Annotated in this window: 17 protein-coding genes and 1 other RNA gene; 8 read left to right on the top strand and 10 right to left on the bottom strand. The window is 67.3% G+C overall.

Annotation, left to right across the window (positions count from 1 at the left end; all coding sequences use genetic code 11):
• Positions 1-10: 10 nt before the first annotated feature.
• The 3 genes from ssrS to CR918_RS15120 all read right to left on the bottom strand — a co-directional run bounded on the left by ssrS (position 11) and on the right by CR918_RS15120 (position 808).
• A non-coding RNA gene (gene ssrS, locus CR918_RS15130) (6S RNA) lies at positions 11-196 on the bottom strand.
• A gap of 97 nt (positions 197-293) precedes the next feature.
• Positions 294-590 (bottom strand): cell division protein ZapA, encoded by a 297-nt coding sequence (locus CR918_RS15125; RefSeq protein ID WP_025874199.1) that lies wholly within the window; start codon positions 588-590, stop codon positions 294-296.
• Positions 587-808 carry a TIGR02449 family protein gene (locus CR918_RS15120; protein ID WP_025874200.1) on the bottom strand — a complete coding sequence of 74 codons (222 nt, stop codon included), beginning with the start codon at positions 806-808 and terminating at the stop codon, positions 587-589. Before CR918_RS15120 ends, CR918_RS15125 begins: the two co-directional genes overlap by 4 nt.
• Before the next feature lie 153 nt (positions 809-961).
• Between CR918_RS15120 and CR918_RS15115 the strand changes: the two genes are divergently transcribed.
• Both CR918_RS15115 and CR918_RS15110 read left to right on the top strand, forming a co-directional pair.
• Positions 962-1,510, top strand: a complete 549-nt coding sequence (locus CR918_RS15115; protein WP_025874201.1) for a UPF0149 family protein — start codon at positions 962-964, stop codon at positions 1,508-1,510.
• A gap of 5 nt (positions 1,511-1,515) precedes the next feature.
• A complete protein-coding gene (locus tag CR918_RS15110; protein WP_099844393.1) occupies positions 1,516-2,838 on the top strand; it encodes an aminopeptidase P N-terminal domain-containing protein in 1,323 nt (440 codons plus the stop codon).
• 485 nt (positions 2,839-3,323) lie between these two features.
• Here the strand turns inward: CR918_RS15110 and pepQ are convergent, their stop codons facing one another.
• From pepQ to rph, 7 genes are all read right to left on the bottom strand, one after another.
• Entirely contained in the window at positions 3,324-4,655 is a 1,332-nt protein-coding gene (gene pepQ / locus CR918_RS15105) for a Xaa-Pro dipeptidase (protein WP_099843535.1), read from the bottom strand.
• 75 nt (positions 4,656-4,730) lie between these two features.
• Positions 4,731-5,105, bottom strand: a complete 375-nt coding sequence (locus CR918_RS15100) for a PilZ domain-containing protein (RefSeq protein WP_025874204.1) — start codon at positions 5,103-5,105, stop codon at positions 4,731-4,733.
• Complete coding sequence (locus CR918_RS15095; RefSeq protein ID WP_099843533.1) at positions 5,102-7,378, bottom strand: DUF1631 family protein; 2,277 nt, start codon at positions 7,376-7,378, stop codon at positions 5,102-5,104. The genes CR918_RS15100 and CR918_RS15095 overlap by 4 nt, the downstream gene beginning before the upstream one ends.
• Positions 7,379-7,497: 119 nt before the next feature.
• Complete coding sequence (gene hemW, locus CR918_RS15090; protein ID WP_243379174.1) at positions 7,498-8,730, bottom strand: radical SAM family heme chaperone HemW; 1,233 nt, start codon at positions 8,728-8,730, stop codon at positions 7,498-7,500.
• 58 nt (positions 8,731-8,788) lie between these two features.
• Entirely contained in the window at positions 8,789-9,385 is a 597-nt protein-coding gene (rdgB, locus tag CR918_RS15085) for an RdgB/HAM1 family non-canonical purine NTP pyrophosphatase (RefSeq protein ID WP_080150629.1), read from the bottom strand.
• Positions 9,385-9,771 (bottom strand): VOC family protein, encoded by a 387-nt coding sequence (locus tag CR918_RS15080; RefSeq protein ID WP_025874209.1) that lies wholly within the window; start codon positions 9,769-9,771, stop codon positions 9,385-9,387. The genes rdgB and CR918_RS15080 overlap by 1 nt, the downstream gene beginning before the upstream one ends.
• Positions 9,768-10,493: a ribonuclease PH gene (rph, locus tag CR918_RS15075; protein WP_025874210.1), complete on the bottom strand. Its 726-nt coding sequence runs from the start codon at positions 10,491-10,493 to the stop codon at positions 9,768-9,770. Before rph ends, CR918_RS15080 begins: the two co-directional genes overlap by 4 nt.
• A 122-nt stretch (positions 10,494-10,615) precedes the next feature.
• Between rph and CR918_RS15070 the strand changes: the two genes are divergently transcribed.
• The 6 genes from CR918_RS15070 to recG all read left to right on the top strand — a co-directional run bounded on the left by CR918_RS15070 (position 10,616) and on the right by recG (position 17,517).
• Positions 10,616-11,476 (top strand): YicC/YloC family endoribonuclease, encoded by an 861-nt coding sequence (locus CR918_RS15070; protein ID WP_032976986.1) that lies wholly within the window; start codon positions 10,616-10,618, stop codon positions 11,474-11,476.
• Positions 11,473-12,135: a guanylate kinase gene (gene gmk, locus CR918_RS15065; protein WP_032976987.1), complete on the top strand. Its 663-nt coding sequence runs from the start codon at positions 11,473-11,475 to the stop codon at positions 12,133-12,135. Before CR918_RS15070 ends, gmk begins: the two co-directional genes overlap by 4 nt.
• A gap of 110 nt (positions 12,136-12,245) precedes the next feature.
• Positions 12,246-12,545: a DNA-directed RNA polymerase subunit omega gene (gene rpoZ / locus CR918_RS15060; RefSeq protein ID WP_005410877.1), complete on the top strand. Its 300-nt coding sequence runs from the start codon at positions 12,246-12,248 to the stop codon at positions 12,543-12,545.
• 106 nt (positions 12,546-12,651) lie between these two features.
• Positions 12,652-14,814 (top strand): RelA/SpoT family protein, encoded by a 2,163-nt coding sequence (locus CR918_RS15055; RefSeq protein ID WP_025874213.1) that lies wholly within the window; start codon positions 12,652-12,654, stop codon positions 14,812-14,814.
• A 197-nt stretch (positions 14,815-15,011) separates the two neighbouring features.
• Entirely contained in the window at positions 15,012-15,398 is a 387-nt protein-coding gene (locus tag CR918_RS15050) for a RidA family protein (RefSeq protein WP_025874214.1), read from the top strand.
• Positions 15,399-15,405: 7 nt separating this feature from the next.
• Positions 15,406-17,517, top strand: coding sequence for an ATP-dependent DNA helicase RecG (recG, locus tag CR918_RS15045; protein ID WP_099843531.1), 2,112 nt, complete (start codon positions 15,406-15,408; stop codon positions 17,515-17,517).
• The last annotated feature ends 375 nt before the right edge of the window (positions 17,518-17,892 follow it).

The raw sequence follows: 17,892 nt of genomic DNA, 5'->3' as shown, positions 1-17,892 counted from the left end.
CTGGAATATTGCATTCTCCGCAATGTCGATGCATGCGAAACGACCTTGAACCCGGGGGCTCAAGTGGGAACGCTGGAGAACCATCGGGCTTCCCGCTGCAAGGCGGACCTGCACTCCCGGCGCTGTCGCGCTCCCGGTGTCGTTCTTAAGGGACAAGGCGAATGTTTGCACATGCCGTCGAGTACCGCAGAGAACGCGTGGCCATTATAGCTACCGCGCGTGATCTGGATAGGCCGTTCGTCGGCAACAGTGCGTGCCAATTCAGAAAAGAGAAGGCGCATTCCGCGCCTATCTCAGGTGCTGCTGTCGATCGCCCGGTCCAGGCGCCGGTTCAGGTCGGCCAGGGTCTGTTGCAGGGCGACCGCCTGGCGGGCGTTCTCATCGCGCAGCAGCTGCAGTTCGTGTGCCAGGTTGAGTGCCGCCAGCACCGCGATGCGGTCCACCGCGGCCATCCGGTTGCTGCCGCGGATCTCGCGCATGCGCGCATCCAGCAGGCGGGCGGCCGCCATCAGGCTGTCGCGTTCATCGCCACCAACGCCGACCGTGTATTCGCGGTCTAGGATTCGGACGCTGACCGGTTCGGCACTCATGTGTGCTGCTCCAGGGATTTGAGCCGGGTGATCATCGCTTCGACCCGGGAACGCGCCTGCTCGTTCTTGGCCAGCAGCGTCGAGCGCTCGGCCACCAGCTGTTCCTGCTGGTGGCGCAGGCTGCGGTTCTCCTCGGCCAGCCGCTGGTTGCGGTCGAGCAACGCCTCCACACGGGCGGCGAAGGCCTGCAGCTGGGCAAGGGGATCGGCGGGTTCCATGCCCGCACGATAGGCAAGCCGGGTCAGGGCGGTCAAGCACTGTCGCAGCAGGGCCCGGCGGCTACGGAGAGCAGGCGGACACATTGCTACACTACCGGGCTCACGGGCGCGCGCGTGCGCGCTCCGCAGTTTCCCTTCCGAACGAGCCGCACGATGACCGAACTTCCCTCCGTCGACGACGTTACCCGCGCCAGCCAGGAACTGGGCCTGGGCGCCACTGCTGCCGAGCTGCATGGCGGGCTGTGCGGCTGGCTGGCCGCTGGTGGTGCTCCCGGCAACGATTGGCCGGCGCGCGTGCTGGCCGACGACAATCTGCCGCAGGCAGCTGCCGACAGTGCGCTGGCGCAGTTGCTGGAGGCCACCATCAAGCAGCTGGAAGACCGGGACTTCGCCTTCGAGCTGCTGTTGACCGACAGCAGCGACGTGGCCGCGCAGGCGGACGCCATGTTCAGCTGGACCCGTTCCTTCCTGGGCGGCTTCGGCCTGGGCAGTGGCGGCCACCGGCCGGCCCTGTCCGAAGAAGGCGAGGAGGCGCTGAACGACCTGGCCAGCCTGGCCCGTGCCTCGAGCGAGGATTTTGAAGCGGGCGGTGATGATGACGACGAAGCCCTGTCGGAGATCGAGGAGTTCATCCGCGTGGCGGTGCTGCTGCTGCACGGTGACGTGGTGCTGGCCGCGCGCCATCGGCAGCGCCTGAACTGATGGATATCAAGCAGCGCACCGGCATCGCTGCCGGCGAGTACAAGCGTCGTCGCCGGCAGTTGATGGACATGGCGGGCGAAGACGCGATCCTGGTGCTGCCGGCGGCATCTGAGAAGGTGCGCAGCCTTGATACCCATTATCCGTACCGGCAGGATTCGGATTTCCAGTACCTGAGCGGCTTCCCGGAGCCGGAAGCGGTACTGGTGCTGATTCCCGGCCGGCGCCACGGCGAAGCGATCCTGTTCTGCCGCGAGCGCGATCCCGAGCGCGAAGCCTGGGATGGCGGTCGCGCCGGCCAGGAAGGCGCCGTGGCGCAGTTCGCGATGGACGATGCCTACCCGATCACCGACCTGGACGACATCCTGCCGGGCCTGCTGGAAGGGCGTTCGCGGGTGTACTACCACTTCGGCCGCGATGCGGATTTCGACCTGAAGCTGATCGGCTGGGTGAACCGCGTACGTTCGCAGGTGCGTCATGGTGCGCAGCCGCCGCATGAGTTCCTGGAACTGGGCCATCTGCTGCACGAGCAGCGGTTGTTCAAGTCCGGTGCCGAGGTGGCGTTGATGCAGCGCGCGGCCGACATCAGTGTGCTGGCGCATCGCGCGGCCATGCAGCGTGCGAAGGCGGGCATCCACGAGTACGAACTGCAGGCCGAACTGGAGCGGGTGTTCCGTGCCAACGACGCGGTGCCTGCGTACTGCAGCATCGTCGGTGCCGGCCGCAACGCCTGCATCCTGCATTACCGCGACAACAACGCACGCTCGCGCGACGGTGAACTGGTGTTGATCGATGCCGGCGCCGAGTACCGCGGCTACGCCAGTGACATCACCCGTACGTTCCCGGTCAATGGTCGTTTCAGCGCCGAGCAGCGCGCGCTGCATGATCTGGTGGGTGCCGCGCAGGCGGCGGCGCTTGCCCAGGCCAAACCGGGCGTGGCGTACGAAATGGGCCATCTGGCGGCGGTGCAGACCCTTACCGAGGGGTTGCTGCAGCTGGGCCTGTTGAAGGGCACGCTGGAAAAGAATCTCACCGAAGGCTTGTACCAGCGCTTCTACCGGCACAAGACCGGGCACTGGATCGGGCTGGATGTGCACGACGTAGGCGACTACCGCCTGGCCGGCGATTCACGCCTGCTGGAGCCGGGCATGGCGTTCACCATCGAGCCGGGGCTGTATATCGGCGTGGACGACACAACGGTGGAACCGCGCTGGCGCGGCATCGGCATCCGTACGGAAGATGACGTGCTGATCACCGACGACGGGCATCGGGTGTTGACCGAAGGGCTGGAACGCAGCGCCGACGAGATCGAAGCGTTGATGGCGGGGTAAGGGTGTTTTTGCAGGGCTTGCAGCCCTGCATCCGCTACAAGCCAGAGCAACAGCAACAGCAACAGCGGCATTCGATGGGATGGCGGGGTACTGTGGGTTTGCGGGGCCGCCGCAAGTACGTCCTTGTAGGCTTGGTCGCGGCATCCATGCCGCTCACACCCCGCAAACCCACAGTACCCCGCCTTCGACAGTTTCCCGCGGCTGTTGGTAACGGCGGTTGTCGGCACGCGGGACTATTGGTAGGTGTCGACCTTGGTCGACACGGAGCGAGCGCAGCAAGCGACCCGCTCCTGCTTTTCTTTTTTCTTTTCCGTGGTTGGACGCGCGCAAGGAACTGTCAAAGGTGGGGCGGGTGGGCCATGCAGGGGCGTTGGCGCCATGGATGGCGCCATCGAGCTTACAGGGACGTACTTGCAGCGTCCCCTGCATGGCCCACCCGCCCCGCCAACCGCGGCTTTTGATTTCAGCATCCAACCACGAGGGGCTCAGCCGTTCGCCGCCGCAAACACCGGGCGCGTCAGGTTGTCCGCCTCGCCATCAGAGCACAGCACTTCGTCTTCAATGCGGATGCCGCCGTACGGACGGAAGAAGTCCACACGCTCCCAGTTGATCGCATCGCCATGACCGGCGGCCTTCACTTCGTTCAACAGCATGTCGATGAAGTACAGGCCCGGCTCGATCGTCACCACCATGCCCGGCTCCAGCACGCGGGTCAGGCGCAGGTACGGATGGCCGGCAGGACGCTCGATGCGGCCGCCTTCATCGCTGGCCGCGAAACCGGCCACGTCATGCACCTGCAGGCCGATCAGGTGGCCGATGCCATGCGGGAAGAACGCGGCGCTGACGCCGGTTTCCAGCGCAGTCTGCGGCGATACCTTGATCACGCCGAAGTCCTTCAGCACGCCCATCAGCGACAGGTGCGCATCCACGTGCAGCTGCTTGTAGTCGAAGCCCGGGCGCACGGCCGCGCACATCGTCTGCTGCGCGGCATCGACCGCTTCGATCATCGCCGCGAACTCGTCATGGCCGGCGGCGGCGTAGGTGCGGGTGATGTCGCTGGCATAGCCGTGCGCGCTGGCGCCGGCATCGATCAGGAAGCTGCGCAGCGGCTGCGGTGCCTTGCGGCCCAGTTCGGTGTAATGCAGCACCGCCGCATGCTCGTTCAAGGCCACGATGTTGCCGTACGGCAGCTCGGTGGCGTCCTGGCCCACGGCCTGGCAGTACGCCATGTGGATGCTGAACTCGTCGGCGCCGTTGCGGAACGCCGCTTCGGCCGCGCGATGGCCGCGCACGCCGAGCACCTGCGCCTGGCGCATCAGGGCGATTTCGTACGGCGTCTTGCTGCCGCGGTGCCATTCCAGGTAGTTCACCACCGGCGCCGGATTGTTGGGCACATACGCGCCCAGCGCGCTCTGCGGCTCACCCAGGATCGCGCAGCGCGCCGGGTCGGGCGGCAGCAGTGCCAGCGCTTCGTCCGGCGTGCGGATGATATGGATGTCGAAGTGCTCGACCCACCAGCCGCTCGGTGCATCCGGCACCACATGCCAGTAGTCGAACGGCTGGTGGAAGATCACCGCCGGACGCTTGCCCGGGGTGAACACGATCCAGCTGTTGGGTACACGGGTCAGCGGCAGCCAGGCCTTGAACTGCGGGTTGACCGCGTACGGATAGTCACGATCGTCGAAGACCTGGTAGTGCAGGGTGCCGCTGGGCACCACCAGGTGGTCGAAGCCGCCGCGTGCCAGCGCCTGCTCGGCGCGTCGGCACAGCACGGCCAGGTGGTCGGGATACAGGGCGCCGGGGTCTTGCTGGATCATTGCGGTGGCTCGACACGGAAAACGGCCCTAGATTCTGCCGGATACCGACGCAATCCGCTGTGCCGGAACCGGCACTCAGCCCGTCGAAACCGGTGCCTCGTCGCTGTCTTCGCCGATCCACCGGCGCAGCAGCTGCCGATGCTCGCGTGACAGGGTCAGGAAGCGGAAGCCTGCCCAGCTCTGGCCGGGGGCATGCGCCGGTTCGCTCCACAGCAGGTGTACGCCGACGTCGATCCACTCGCTGCGGCCATCGGCCAATGGCAACGGGAAGCGCAACTGATACAGCGCATCGTCGCGCAGCGCGGCGCTGGCCAGCATCAGCATGCCGGTCTCGGACACGTTGCCAAGCCGGCCGACCACGCTGTCGCGCATCTGGTCGGTCACCGGTACCAGATCGGACACCTGCCGGCGCGGCGCGCGGCGGGTATCAACGGGCGGCTGCGTACTCATGCGTTGGGCTCCTGCGGGCGACGTCCGGCCAGCGTGCGCAGTGCGCTCAGGCTGGCCTGCCAGGCGCGGTCGACCAGACGGCCCTTGTCTTCGGTGACCAGCTGCGCGCGTCCGACGGCCATCTGCCGGGCGAGGGCATCCAGGGTGGTCTCGCCGATCTTCTGCCCACGCGCGTTGACCAGCAGCACATGACCGGTCAGCAGGCTGTACCAGGACAGGCGCTGGCGGCGCAGCGCGCCTTCGCCATCGTCGATATCAAACCAGCTGCCGAAGGGCAGCGCGCACAGCTGCTGGTAACTGGCCTCCTCGGCCTCGCTGCGCGGTGCGGCGTCGCTTGCCAGGGCCTGTGCGCCGGTGTGTTCGCCCAGCCGTGCATGGGCCTTCAGGCGTGCACTGAGCTCGGTGCGCGAGGTGCTTTCGTCTTCGCCACCCGGCGTGGACAGGCGGCGCGCGACGGCAGCCGCCTCCTCTGCGTGGTAGCCCACCTGCAGCAGGGCCGATTCAACCTCGGCAGCCAGCGCAGCGTCGGTCGCGCTGCTTTCGCTGGCGGCCTCGGCAGTGATCGCCGCGATGCGTTCGGTCTGCTGCAGGCGCTCCTGCCATTGCGGCGAATCATCGCCGTGGCGCAGGCGGGTCAGTGTCAATGCATCTGCCCACGCCTGGCGCAGCAGTGTCTGTACGAAGCGCGGCGGCTCCTGCGTATCGCAGCACTGGTCGATCTGCGCATTGGCCTGGCGTCGCGCAAGTTCCAGCCGCTCCTTGCCGCGTGCGGCTTCCACGTGGCGGCGCTCGGCCAGCTCGGCGCGGTGCGCGGCGGCGCGCTGGTGCTGCTGTATCTCGTCGTTGGCGGCGGCAAAGGCCTCGGGCGTGCGTGCATCCTGGCCGAGCAGGCCCTGCACGCTCTGCGCCAGCCGCTGCAGCAGCTGCGGATCGACATCGTCATCGCCGAGCCAGCTGGCGCCGGCTTCAGCGACATGGTTGAGCAGTTCGCGTGCAGGATGTTCGTCGCGCACGAAGAAGCCCGGGTCGGCCATCGCTGCGCGCGCCAGCGGTACCTGCAGGCGCGCGAGCAGCGCAGCTGGCACCGGGTCCGGCCGTTGCTGCTGCTGCACCTGCTGCAGCAGCAGGCGCAGCAGATCGAGATTGTCGCGGTCGTGGCTGCCAAGGCTGGCCTGCGTGCCATGTTCGCTGCGCAGCTGGGCGAGCACGGCGGCCTGCAGATCGGTCATGGCGCTGGCGGCGCTGGCCTGCCCCTGCAGGCGCGCCAGCACGGCATCAACCGCTGCACTGGGCAGGGCCGCTGGATCGGCCGCTGGCTGTGGGGTCTGCCGCGCCTGTTGCAGCATCTCGTGCAGCACGCTGCTGGCCGGTACCGTCATGCCGGCCGACGCGCCGGGCGCGTCCGCATCCGCGAAGGCGTCCTGCATCAACGTCGACCACGAGCCGGGCGGTGCCGAGCCACCCCAGCCGGTCATCGGCGTGGGCACGCGCGGAGACGGGCGTCCGCTGCGGCCGCTGCCGACCGACTGGGTGATGATCCGGCGGGTGCTCGAAGAACGTGCCAGGTACGGGGTGTAGACCAGGCCCGGCAGGATGCCGTGCTGTGCCAGCAGCGCATTGGCGCGGTCGAGCACGTTGCCCAGCCGCTCCAGTACCTGCCGCTCGAAGCTACGGTACAGCGCCATCTGTACCTCGGCGCTGAGGGCATCCTGCTCGGCCAGCTTCCGCACCATCGCGCACAGGGCCTGCGGTGCCAGGGGCAGGGTGTCAGCTTCAAAGGCCGGTGCACCGGCGACAACACCCAGGCGCTGGCCCAGCAGGTTCAAGGCGTTGGCCGAACGCAGGGTTTCCCGGCGCACCATTTCGGTCAGCAGCAGGTCGCGGTCGACTTCATGCTCGGCCACCAGGCTCAACCCCAGCATGCCGGGCAAGGGCGGTGGTGTGGCGGCAGCCACGACCGGGGTGATCGGTTCACGCAGCCGCGCAAGCGCATCGGCCAGCGCATCGAGCATGCGGTCGCTGAAGTGGCCGGCGAACGCATGCAGCTGGCCGCGCTGTGCCAGCAGGTCGGCCTGCTGTTGCGGGTTGCGGGCATGGTCGGCGTCATGCAGCAGGGTCTGCTCCAGCGCTTCCACGGTCAGGATCAGCGGTGCCGTCAGGGCCTGGTGGCACAGGCCGATCAACGCGCCCAGCAGCTCGCGCACGCGCGGCGGCAGGTCGGCTGCCGCCAGGCGGGCAGTGTCGGCACTGGAAAGGGAAAAGACAGCAGACATCGGCGAGGGGGTCCGGATTCCCGCGGATCGATCTTGGAATCTACCGTGTCGGCCGGTGAAGGCGCTACTTTAGCGATGGATCCATTCAGGGCCGCCTTCGATGGCGGCGCCGCAGCAGATCATGCTTCCAGGAACAGGCTGACCACATCGTTGGTGAAGCGCCGGCCCAGTTCGGTCGGCTGCACGTGCCCGTCTGCCACCACCAGCCAGCCACGCTGCACTGCTTCGCGCAGTGGTACGTCCAGCACGCTGCGGGCCAGGCCGGTGCGCGATTCGAAGTCGCGCAGGCTGAACCCTTCGTGCAGGCGCAGCAGGTTGAGCATGTACTCGAACGGCAGGCGCTCGGCGGCAATCACTTCGTCACCGCCGAACGATGCGGCCGTGCCTGCGGTATCCATGAACGTCTGCGGGTGCTTGTGCTTCCAGCGTCGCAGCACGTGTTCCTCGGCGCCGGAACTGATCTTGCCGTGTGCGCCGGCACCGATGCCCAGGTAGTCACCAAAACGCCAGTAATTCAGGTTGTGCGCGCTCTGCCGGCCGGGGCGGGCATAGGCACTCACCTCGTACTGGCCGAAGCCGGCCTGCGCCAGCAGCGCCTGGCAGTGTTCCTGCATGTCCCAGGCATTGTCTTCATCGGGGATGCCCTGCGGCGGCCGCGCGAAGAACACGGTGTTCGGTTCCAGGGTCAGCTGGTAGTGCGAGATGTGGGCCGGCTGCAACGCGAACGCGCGTTCCAGATCGGCCTCGGCACCGGCCAGGGTCTGCTCCGGCAGTGCGTACATCAGGTCGATGTTGAAGTTGTCGTAGCCCGCGTCCTGCGCCATCTTCACCGCGCGCTCGGCCTCGCCACTGTCGTGGATGCGGCCCAGTCTTTTCAGCGCGGCATCATCAAAACTCTGGATGCCGAAGCTGAGGCGGTTGACCCCGGCCGCGCGGTAACGATCAAAGCGACCGTGCTCGGCGGTGCCCGGGTTGGTTTCCAGGGTGATCTCGGCATTCGGTGCAAAGCGCAGGCGGGCACTGGCCTGCTGCAGGAAGCGGTCGATCGCCTCGGGCGGGAACAGGCTGGGCGTGCCACCCCCGAAGAACACGCTGCTGACCACCCGGCCCCAGACCAGCGGCAGGTCCTGGTCGAGGTCGCGCACCAGCGCATCGATGTAGGCATCGAAGGGCAGTTCGCCCTTGGCCTGGTGCGAGTTGAAGTCGCAGTACGGGCACTTGCGCACACACCACGGCAGATGCACGTACAGCGCCAGCGGCGGTGGCACCAGACGCGGTGGTGTGTCGTGGTCGCAGGACTCGCCGGGCAGGTGGTTGCAGTGGTCGTGGTCGTGATCGTGATCGTGCGGCATGGTGGTCATCGGTAGTGCCGGCCGCTGGCCGGCTTCCCTGTGTCGATCGGGTGGGGTATCAGAGCCAGGCCGCGAGCTGCTGCTTGAGCTGCTGCAGGGCGATGGCGCGATGGCTGATGGCGTTCTTCAACGCCGGTTCCATTTCCGCAGCCGTCAGGCCGTGGGTGGTGTCCAGGAACACCGGGTTGTAGCCGAACCCATTCGTACCGCGCAGTTCGCGGATGATCTGACCTTCCCAGCGGCCTTCGCAGATCAGCGGCTGCGGGTCGGTGGCATGGCGCAGCAGCACGATCACGGCGTAGAAGCGGGCGCTGCGCTGGCCATCGGCGATGTCGGCCATCGCTTCCAGCAACTTGGCATTGTTGGCCGCCGCATTGGTCGGGTGACCGGCATAGCGCGCGCTGTACAGGCCCGGTGCACCGCCGAGGGCATCGACGATCAGGCCCGAATCATCGGCCAGCGCCGGCAGGCCGGTCGCTTCGCAGGCCGCGCGCGCCTTCAGCAGCGCGTTCTCGACGAAGGTCAGGCCGGTCTCTTCCACATCGCCCAGCCCCAGTTCGGCGGCAGAGGTGATCTGCAGCGGCAGGTCGGCGAGGATTTCCTGCATTTCCACCAGCTTGCCAGCGTTGTGGCTGGCCAGGACAAGCTTCTTCATCAGCGGGGCTCCAACAGGTCCCAGGTGTTGCCGTACAGGTCGCGGAACACCGCGACCGTGGCGTAGGGTTCTTCGCGCGGTTCTTCCAGGAACTGGACACCGGCAGCCAGCATCGCCGCGTGGTCGCGGCGGAAGTCATCGGTGTTGAGGAAGAAGCCGACGCGGCCACCGGTCTGGTTGCCGATACGACTGCGCTGCTCGTCGTCGCTGGCGCGGGCCAGCAGCAGGGCGGCGGCGCTGCCATCGGTCGGGCCGACCACCACCCAGCGCTTGCTGCCCTGGTCGATGTCGTCCAGCAGCTGGAAGCCGAGCTTGCCGGTGTACCAGGCGATGGCCTCGTCATAGTCGGCCACCACCAGGGTGGTCAGGGCAATGCGCCGGTTCATGCCGACAGCGCTGCCTGCTGCGCGGCCAGCAGCTCGGTCACGCCCTTCTCGGCCAGGCCCAGCAGGGCATCGAGCTCGTCACGGCGGAAGGCATGGCCTTCGGCGGTGCCCTGCAGTTCGATGAAACCGCCGCCGTCGTTCATCACCACGTTCATGTCGGTGTCGCAGTCGCTGTCTTCGGCGTAGTCCAGGTCCAGCACCGGGGTGCCGCGGTAGACGCCGACCGACACCGCCGCCACCGCGCCGAGGATCGGATTGCGCTTGATGTCGCCGCGCTTCATCAGCACGTTCACCGCATCGACCAGGGCCACGTAGGCGCCGGTGATGGCCGCGGTACGGGTGCCGCCGTCGGCCTGCAGCACGTCGCAGTCCAGGGTGATGGTGCGTTCGCCCAGTGCGTTTCGGTCCACGCAGGCGCGCAGGCTGCGACCGATCAGGCGCTGGATCTCCAGCGTGCGGCCGCCCTGCTTGCCGCGTGCGGCTTCGCGGTCGCTGCGGGTGTGGGTGGCGCGCGGCAGCATGCCGTACTCGGCGGTCACCCAGCCTTCGCCCTTGCCACGCAGGAAGCCCGGCACCCGGTTCTCGATGCTGGCCGTGCACAGCACGCGGGTTTCACCGAAGCAGACCAGCACCGAACCTTCGGCGTGGCGGGTGAAACCGCGCTGGATGACGACCGGGCGCAGCTGATCGGGCTGACGGCCACTGGGGCGGAAATCGGACATGGGGCAGGTTCCGTAGGGAAAGGGAGTACGCCACCATCCCCGCGGCCTTCACGGGGCGGGGAAAGGGGCTCAAAAGAGACCGCTAGGGTACCATTCCCCCTTTGCAAGCACCGGATACATCCATGATTCGAAGCATGACGGCCTATGCCGGCGGCGAGCGCTCCACCCCGTGGGGAACGCTGGGCTGCGAGCTGCGCTCGGTCAACCACCGCTTCCTGGAAGTGGGCACGCGCCTGCCCGAGGAACTGCGCGCATTGGAACCGCAGCTGCGCGAACGCATTTCCGCGCGCCTGAGCCGTGGCAAGCTGGATCTGGTGATGCGCCTGCGCGCGCCGGACTCGGCCGCCAGCCTGCAGGTCAACGAGGTGCTGCTGGGCCAGCTGGGCCAGCTGGCGCACCGGCTGACCTCCGATTTCCCCAACCTGCAGGTCAGCTTCACCGACCTGCTGCAGCTGCCGGGCGTTACCCAGGGTGAGGCCACCGATGCGGCAGCCCTGCAGATTGAAGCACTGGCGCTGCTGGACCAGGTGCTGGAGGGCTTTATCGCCGCCCGCGAGCGTGAAGGCAATACGCTGGCCACCGCCATCGCCGAGCGCGTGGATGCCATCGAGCGCATCGCCGCGGAGGTCCGTACGCTGATTCCCGCCATTCGCGACGGCCAGCGCACCAAGCTCGCCGCTCGCCTGGCCGACCTGCCGCATCCGGTTGATCCGGGCCGCGCCGAGCAGGAACTGGTGATGTGGCTGCAGAAGCTGGACGTGGACGAGGAGCTGGATCGCCTGTCCAGCCATATCGTCGAGATCCGCCGCGTGCTCAAGCAGCGTGAACCGGTCGGCCGCCGCCTGGACTTCCTGCTGCAGGAGTTCAACCGCGAGGCCAACACGCTTGGCTCCAAGTCGGTGGACAGCCGCACGTCCAACGCCGCCGTCGAGCTGAAGGTGCTGATCGACCAGATCCGCGAGCAGGTGCAGAACATCGAATGAGCATTTCCACGCCCCCGGCCGCGATCGCACGCGGCACGCTGTACATCGTTGCCGCCCCCTCCGGCGCCGGCAAGAGCAGCATCGTCAACGCCACCCTGGCCCGCGACCCGCAGATTGCCCTGTCGATCTCGTTCACCTCGCGCGCCATGCGCCCGGGTGAAGTGAACGGCCAGCACTACCACTTCGTCAGCGCCGAGAAGTTCGAGGAAATGATCGCCGCCGGCGATTTCTTCGAACACGCCTGGGTGCATGGTGACTGGAAGGGCACCGCCCGGCAGTCGGTGGAGCCGCAGCTGGCCGCCGGCCAGGACGTGCTGCTGGAAATCGACTGGCAGGGCGCGCAGCAGGTGCGCCAGCTGGTGCCGGGCACGGTGACGGTGTTCATCCTGCCGCCGTCCAAGCAGGCCCTGCAGGACCGCATGCGCAAGCGTGGCCAGGACAGCGAGGCGGTCATCGCCCAGCGCCTGGGCGCCGCCCGCGATGAAATGCTGCACTTCAACGAGTTCGACTACGTCATCGTCAATGAAGTGTTCGACACCGCCGTGGACGAACTGTGTGCGATCTTCACCGCCAGCCGCCTGCGCCGGGACGCCCAGAAGGTCCGCCATGCCGGCCTGATCCAGGCCCTGCTGACCCCGGATGCGGGTTCAACTGATTGATTCCTAAAGGGTCCGGTGGGGGTTGGCTTGATTTTGTCCAGCCCCTGCCAGTACACTCCGTCCCCTTTCCCTCATTCGACTGAGCGGCCGACCGGTCGCCGGGAGCCCGTATGGCCCGCATTACCGTAGAAGATTGCCTGGAAGTCGTTAACAACCGTTTCGAGCTGGTGATGATGGCCTCCAAGCGCGCCCGTCAGCTCGCCAATGGCGTGCAGGCCACGCTGGACAACAGCGAGACCGAGGACAAGCCGACCGTGCTGGCGCTGCGCGAAATCGCTGCCCGCAAGATCGACAACGCGCTGATCGACGAAGTCGAGAAGGCCGAGCGTGAGCGCGCCGAGCGCGAAGCGCTGGAGTGGGCCGCCGCTGAAGTGGTCGCCGACGAAGACATGTCCAAGAACGACGATTGATCGCATCGATCAACGTCATTGCTGGATACGCCGAACAGCCCGCCCCGTGCGGGCTGTTTCGCATTCAGGGTTTGCCGTAAACGTCGCACTGGCATAGGCTTTGGCCATGAACCCAGGCCCCACTGCCAAGGTCGCCGCAGTCCCCGCTGCCGCCGTACCCGATTACGTCCTCCAGCTCGAACGCGCCGCCCACTACCTGCCGCCCGAGCAGCTGCCGCTGCTGCGCCGTGCGTGGGAAGTCGGCGCCTCCGCGCACGCTGGGCAGACGCGCAAGTCGGGCGAACCCTACATCACCCATCCGGTGGCCGTGGCCCAGGTGCTGGCCGAGCTCGGCCTGGACGTGGAAGCGCTGATCGCCGCGATCCTGCACGACACCATCGAAGACACCCCGCTGACCCGCGAGGCCCTGTCGGCCGAGTTCGGCGAAGCCGTGGCCGAACTGGTGGACGGCGTCACCAAGCTGGACAAGCTGAAGTTCCGCGACCGCCAGGAAGCGGCCGCCGAGAGCTTCCGCAAGATGCTGCTGGCGATGTCGCGCGACCTGCGCGTGATCATGATCAAGCTGGCCGACCGCCTGCACAACATGCGCACGCTGGGCGCGCAGAGCCGCGAAGCGCGTGGCCGCATCGCCCGCGAGACGTTGGAGATCTACGCCCCGATCGCGCAGCGGCTGGGCATGAGCCTGGTCAAGAGCGAACTGCAGAACCTTGGCTTCAAGGCGCTGTACCCGTGGCGCCACGCGATCCTGGAAAAGCACATCCGCAGCCAGCCGGTCGTGCGCCGCGAGGCGCTGGCGCAGGTGGAAGTGCAGCTGTCGCAGCGCTTGGCCAAGGAAGGCATCGAGCACCGCCTGGTCAGCCGCATCAAGACCCCGTGGAGCATCTACAACAAGATGCGCGACGAGAACAAATCCTTCGACCAGGTGATGGATGTGTTCGGCTTCCGCCTGGTGGTGCGCGGCGTACCGCAGTGCTACCACTCGCTGGGCGCGGTGCATGCCGCGTTCAAGCCGCTGGATGGGCGCTTCCGCGATTTCATCGCCATTCCCAAGGCCAACGGTTACCAGTCGCTGCACACGGTGCTGTTCGGCCCGTATGGTTCGCCGATCGAGGTGCAGATCCGCACCGAGGAAATGGACCTGATCGCCGAGCGCGGCGTGGCTGCGCACTGGACCTACAAGTTCGGCGGTGATTCGCCCAACAGCGCGCAGAGCCGCGCCCACGCCTGGATCGTCGAACTGATCGATTCGCAGCGGGCCGCCGGTTCGTCGCTGGAGTTCCTCGACAACGTCAAGGTCGACCTGTTCCCGGACGAGGTCTACCTGTTCACCCCCAAGGGCAAGATCCTGGCCCTGCCGCGCAATTCCACCGCGCTCGACTTCGCCTACGCCGTGCATACCGACGTCGGCAACATGGCTGTGGCCTCGCGCGTGGACAAGAAACTGGTGCCACTGCGCACCAAGCTGGTGTCGGGGCAGTCGGTGGAGATCATCACCGCGCGCTCGGCCACGCCCAAGCCGCAGTGGCTCGAATTCGTGGTGACCAGCAAGGCGCGCACCGCCATCCGCCACCAGCTCAAGCAGCTGGAGCACGAAGACGCCGTGCAGTTGGGCCACCGCATGCTCGACCGCGCGCTGGAGGCGATGGACAGCTCGCTGGAGCGCCTGCCCAAGGGCCGCCTGGATGCCTTCCTGGCCGAACACCGGTTCCCGCGCCTGGAGGCCCTGCTGGCGGAAGTCGCGCTGGGCAACTGGATGCCGACCCAGGCTGCGCAGGCACTGATGGCCTACGCCGAACTGCGCGGCGGCGCGCATTCGCGCCACAGCTCGCAGGAAAAGATCCTGATCAACGGCAGCGAGCGTGGCGTGGTCACCTTCGCCGGCTGCTGCCAGCCCATTCCCGGCGACGACATCATGGGCTACCACACGGCCGGCAAGGGCATCGTGGTGCACCGCATGGATTGCCCGAACCTGGCCGAACTGCGCAAGTCGCCCGAGCGTTGGGTGCTGATCGGCTGGGATACCACCGTATCCGGCGACTACGACACCTCGCTGGTGGTGGAAGTGGAGAACGGTACCGGCGTGCTTGCACAGCTGGCCGCGGCGATCGCGCAGAGCCATTCCAACATCGAGCGCGTGGATTACCTGGACCGCGATTTCAACGCCGCAGTGCTGGCGTTCAACATCCAGGTACGCGACCGCAACCATCTGGCTGAAGTGATGCGTCGCCTGCGCCGCCTGTCGGTCGTGCAGGCCGTTCGCCGGCAGTAGATCCTGCGCGTACCCTGGTAGCGCCGGGCCATGCCCGGCGAGCGCGCAGCGCGGCATGAATCAAATGCCGCCGGGCATGGCCCGGCGCTACCGGATCCGCGCTGTTTCCCAACGGGAAGAGGATCCGACCCCAGCCGACATTGCCCCCACCCGGTACAATCACCGCTCTGTTTTCCCCCAACGCACCGGAGCGACCCATGTCCCGCCAGATCATCAACACCGAAAAGGCCCCGGCCGCCATCGGCCCGTACTCGCAGGCCGTGCGCGCCGGCAACACCGTGTATTTCTCCGGCCAGATTCCGCTCGACCCGGCCACCGGCGACATCGTCGGCGTCGGTGACGTCGAAGCGCAGGCCCGTCGTGCCTTCGACAACCTCAAGGCCGTGGCCGAAGCCGCCGGCGGTTCGCTGGACAAGGTCGTGCGCCTGGGCCTGTACCTGACCGACCTGGCCGAATTCGCCAAGGTCAACGCGGTGATGCAGGACTACTTCCAGGCCCCGTTCCCGGCCCGTTCCACCATCGAAGTCTCCGGTCTGCCGAAGGGCGCCAACTTCGAGGTCGACGCGGTGATGGTCATCGACTGACCGCCACGTGGCACGCAAGGCGGCGGTCACCCCGGCACTGGCACCGTCCGGTGAAGCATCGCTTGCGATGCTCGCCGGCGTCGGGCCGGCCGTGGCCGCCAAGCTGCAGGTGCGTGGACTGGCCACCCTGCAGGATCTCTGGCTGCACCTGCCGCTGCGCTATGAAGACCGTACCCGGCTGACCCGCATCGAAGACCTGCGCAACGGCATTCCGGCGCAGGTGGAAGTGCGGGTGGTGGCCGTCGAGCGCGGCATGCGCTACCGGCCGATGCTGAAAGTGGCAGTGGAGGATGAAGGGCAGGGCACCCTGGTGCTGCGCTTCTTCCATTTCCGCCAGCAGCAGGTCGGCCAGTTCGCGGTCGGCAACCGCCTGCGCTGCTTTGGTACGCCCAAACCGGGGCACCTCGGTTTGGAGATTGTCCATCCCAGCTACCAGGTACTGGGCCGCAACGACGATCCCGATCTCGGCGACCGCCTCGACCCGGTGTATCCCACCGTCGAAGGCGTCGGCCCGATGACGATGCGCAAGCTGATCGGCCAGGCGCTTGATCGCCTGCCGGAAGAAAGCACGCTGGAACTGCTGCCGAACGGCTGGCTCGAGGGCCTCGGCCTGCCATCGCTGCGCAGTGCGCTGCTGACCGTGCATCAACCACCGCCGGATGCAGACCTGGCCGCACTTGCCGCCGGTACCCATCCAGCGCAGCGCCGGCTGGCAATGGAAGAATTGCTGGCGCACCACCTCAGCCTGCGTCGCCAGCGCATTGCGCTGCAGGCGCATCACGCGCCGCCGCTGGCCGGTCCCGGCAAGCTGGCCAAGGCGTTGTTGAAGCAGTTGCCGTTCGCGTTGACCGGCGCGCAGGCACGCGTGTTCAAGCAGATCCGCGAAGACCTTGCGCGCCCCAGCCCGATGCTGCGGCTGGTGCAGGGCGATGTCGGCTCGGGCAAGACCGTGGTGGCGGCATTGGCAGCGATGCTGGCGGTGGAGCAGGGCAAGCAGGTCGCACTGGCCGCCCCCACCGAACTGCTGGCCGAACAGCATCTCAACAACCTGCGCGGCTGGCTGGAGCCGTTGGGCGTGCGGATCGCCTGGCTGGCCGGCAAGGTCACCGGCAAGGCGCGCGCGAAGGTGATGGAACAGGTTGCCAACGGCGAAGCGCAGGTGGTGGTGGGTACCCACGCACTGATGCAGGAGGCGGTGGTATTCCACGATCTGGCGCTGGCCATCGTCGATGAGCAGCACCGCTTCGGCGTTCACCAGCGCCTGGCGCTGCGCGACAAGGGCAAGGGCGGCAACAACGTGCCGCACCAGCTGGTTATGACCGCCACGCCGATTCCGCGCACGCTGGCGATGTCCGAATACGCCGACCTGGATGTATCGGCCATCGACGAACTGCCGCCGGGCCGCACGCCGGTGCAGACCGTGGCACTGAACAACGATCGCCGCCCCGAGCTGATCGAGCGCATCGCCCTGGCCTGCCGCGAAGGGCGGCAGGTGTACTGGGTGTGCACGCTCATCGAAGAAAGCGAAGAACTGGATGCCACCCCGGCACAGGCCACCTACGAATCGCTGCAAGCACTGCTGCCGGGCGTACGCGTGGGGCTGGTGCATGGCCGGCTGAAGGCGGCCGAGAAGCTGGCGACGATGGTCGCGTTCAAGGCCGGCGACATCGACCTGCTGGTGGCCACGACCGTGATCGAAGTCGGCGTGGACGTGCCCAACGCCTCGCTGATGGTGATCGAGAACGCCGAGCGCCTGGGCCTGGCCCAGCTGCACCAGCTGCGTGGCCGCGTTGGCCGTGGTTCGGCGGTGTCGCGCTGCGTGCTGCTGTACCAGGCACCGCTTTCGCAGATGGCACGCGAACGCCTGCAGACCATGCGCGAAACCAACGACGGTTTCGTCATTGCCGAGAAGGATCTGGAGCTGCGCGGGCCCGGCGAACTGCTGGGCACCCGGCAGACGGGCCTGGCCGGTTTCCGCATTGCCGATCTGGCCCGCGATGCCGGCCTGCTGCCGGGCGTGCATGCGCTGGCCGAACGCCTGCTGGCGCAGCAACCGGCGCTTGCAGATCGCGTGGTGCAGCGCTGGATCGGTACGGCCGTGCGCTACGCCTCGGCGTAAGGATCGGGCAGCCGGCCGGGGTCAGAGCCCTTGCCCTGCGACCAACGGATCCGACCCCTGCATTTCCTACGCTGCCGGCAACTGCGTGCCCATGTATTCGGCCAAACCCCGGCATGCCAGCAGCAACCCGAAGGGATAACGGGACGCGGTCATGTCGGCGGTCCTTGTGCGCAAGGCAGGAGGGCACCCACGCGAAGGCGAGGGTGGTGGACGGTGAGTGGTTCCAATACCGGTGACGGCCTCAAGAGCGCCGACGGGCGCGAAGCCCCCACGCACCGCCCGCCATAGAACGCGCGGACGGATTGCCTGCCGGACGCCACGCAGTAACACGCGCGCAACGCCGGCAGGCAAGCGTAAACAACAAGGCAGTCAAAC

Origin of the sequence: Stenotrophomonas indicatrix (genome assembly GCF_002750975.1) — a bacterium.
Classification (GTDB): Bacteria; Pseudomonadota; Gammaproteobacteria; order Xanthomonadales; family Xanthomonadaceae; genus Stenotrophomonas; species Stenotrophomonas indicatrix.
Note: the sequence above shows the minus strand (reverse complement) of the source record. Positions and strands in the feature narration are given on the sequence as shown.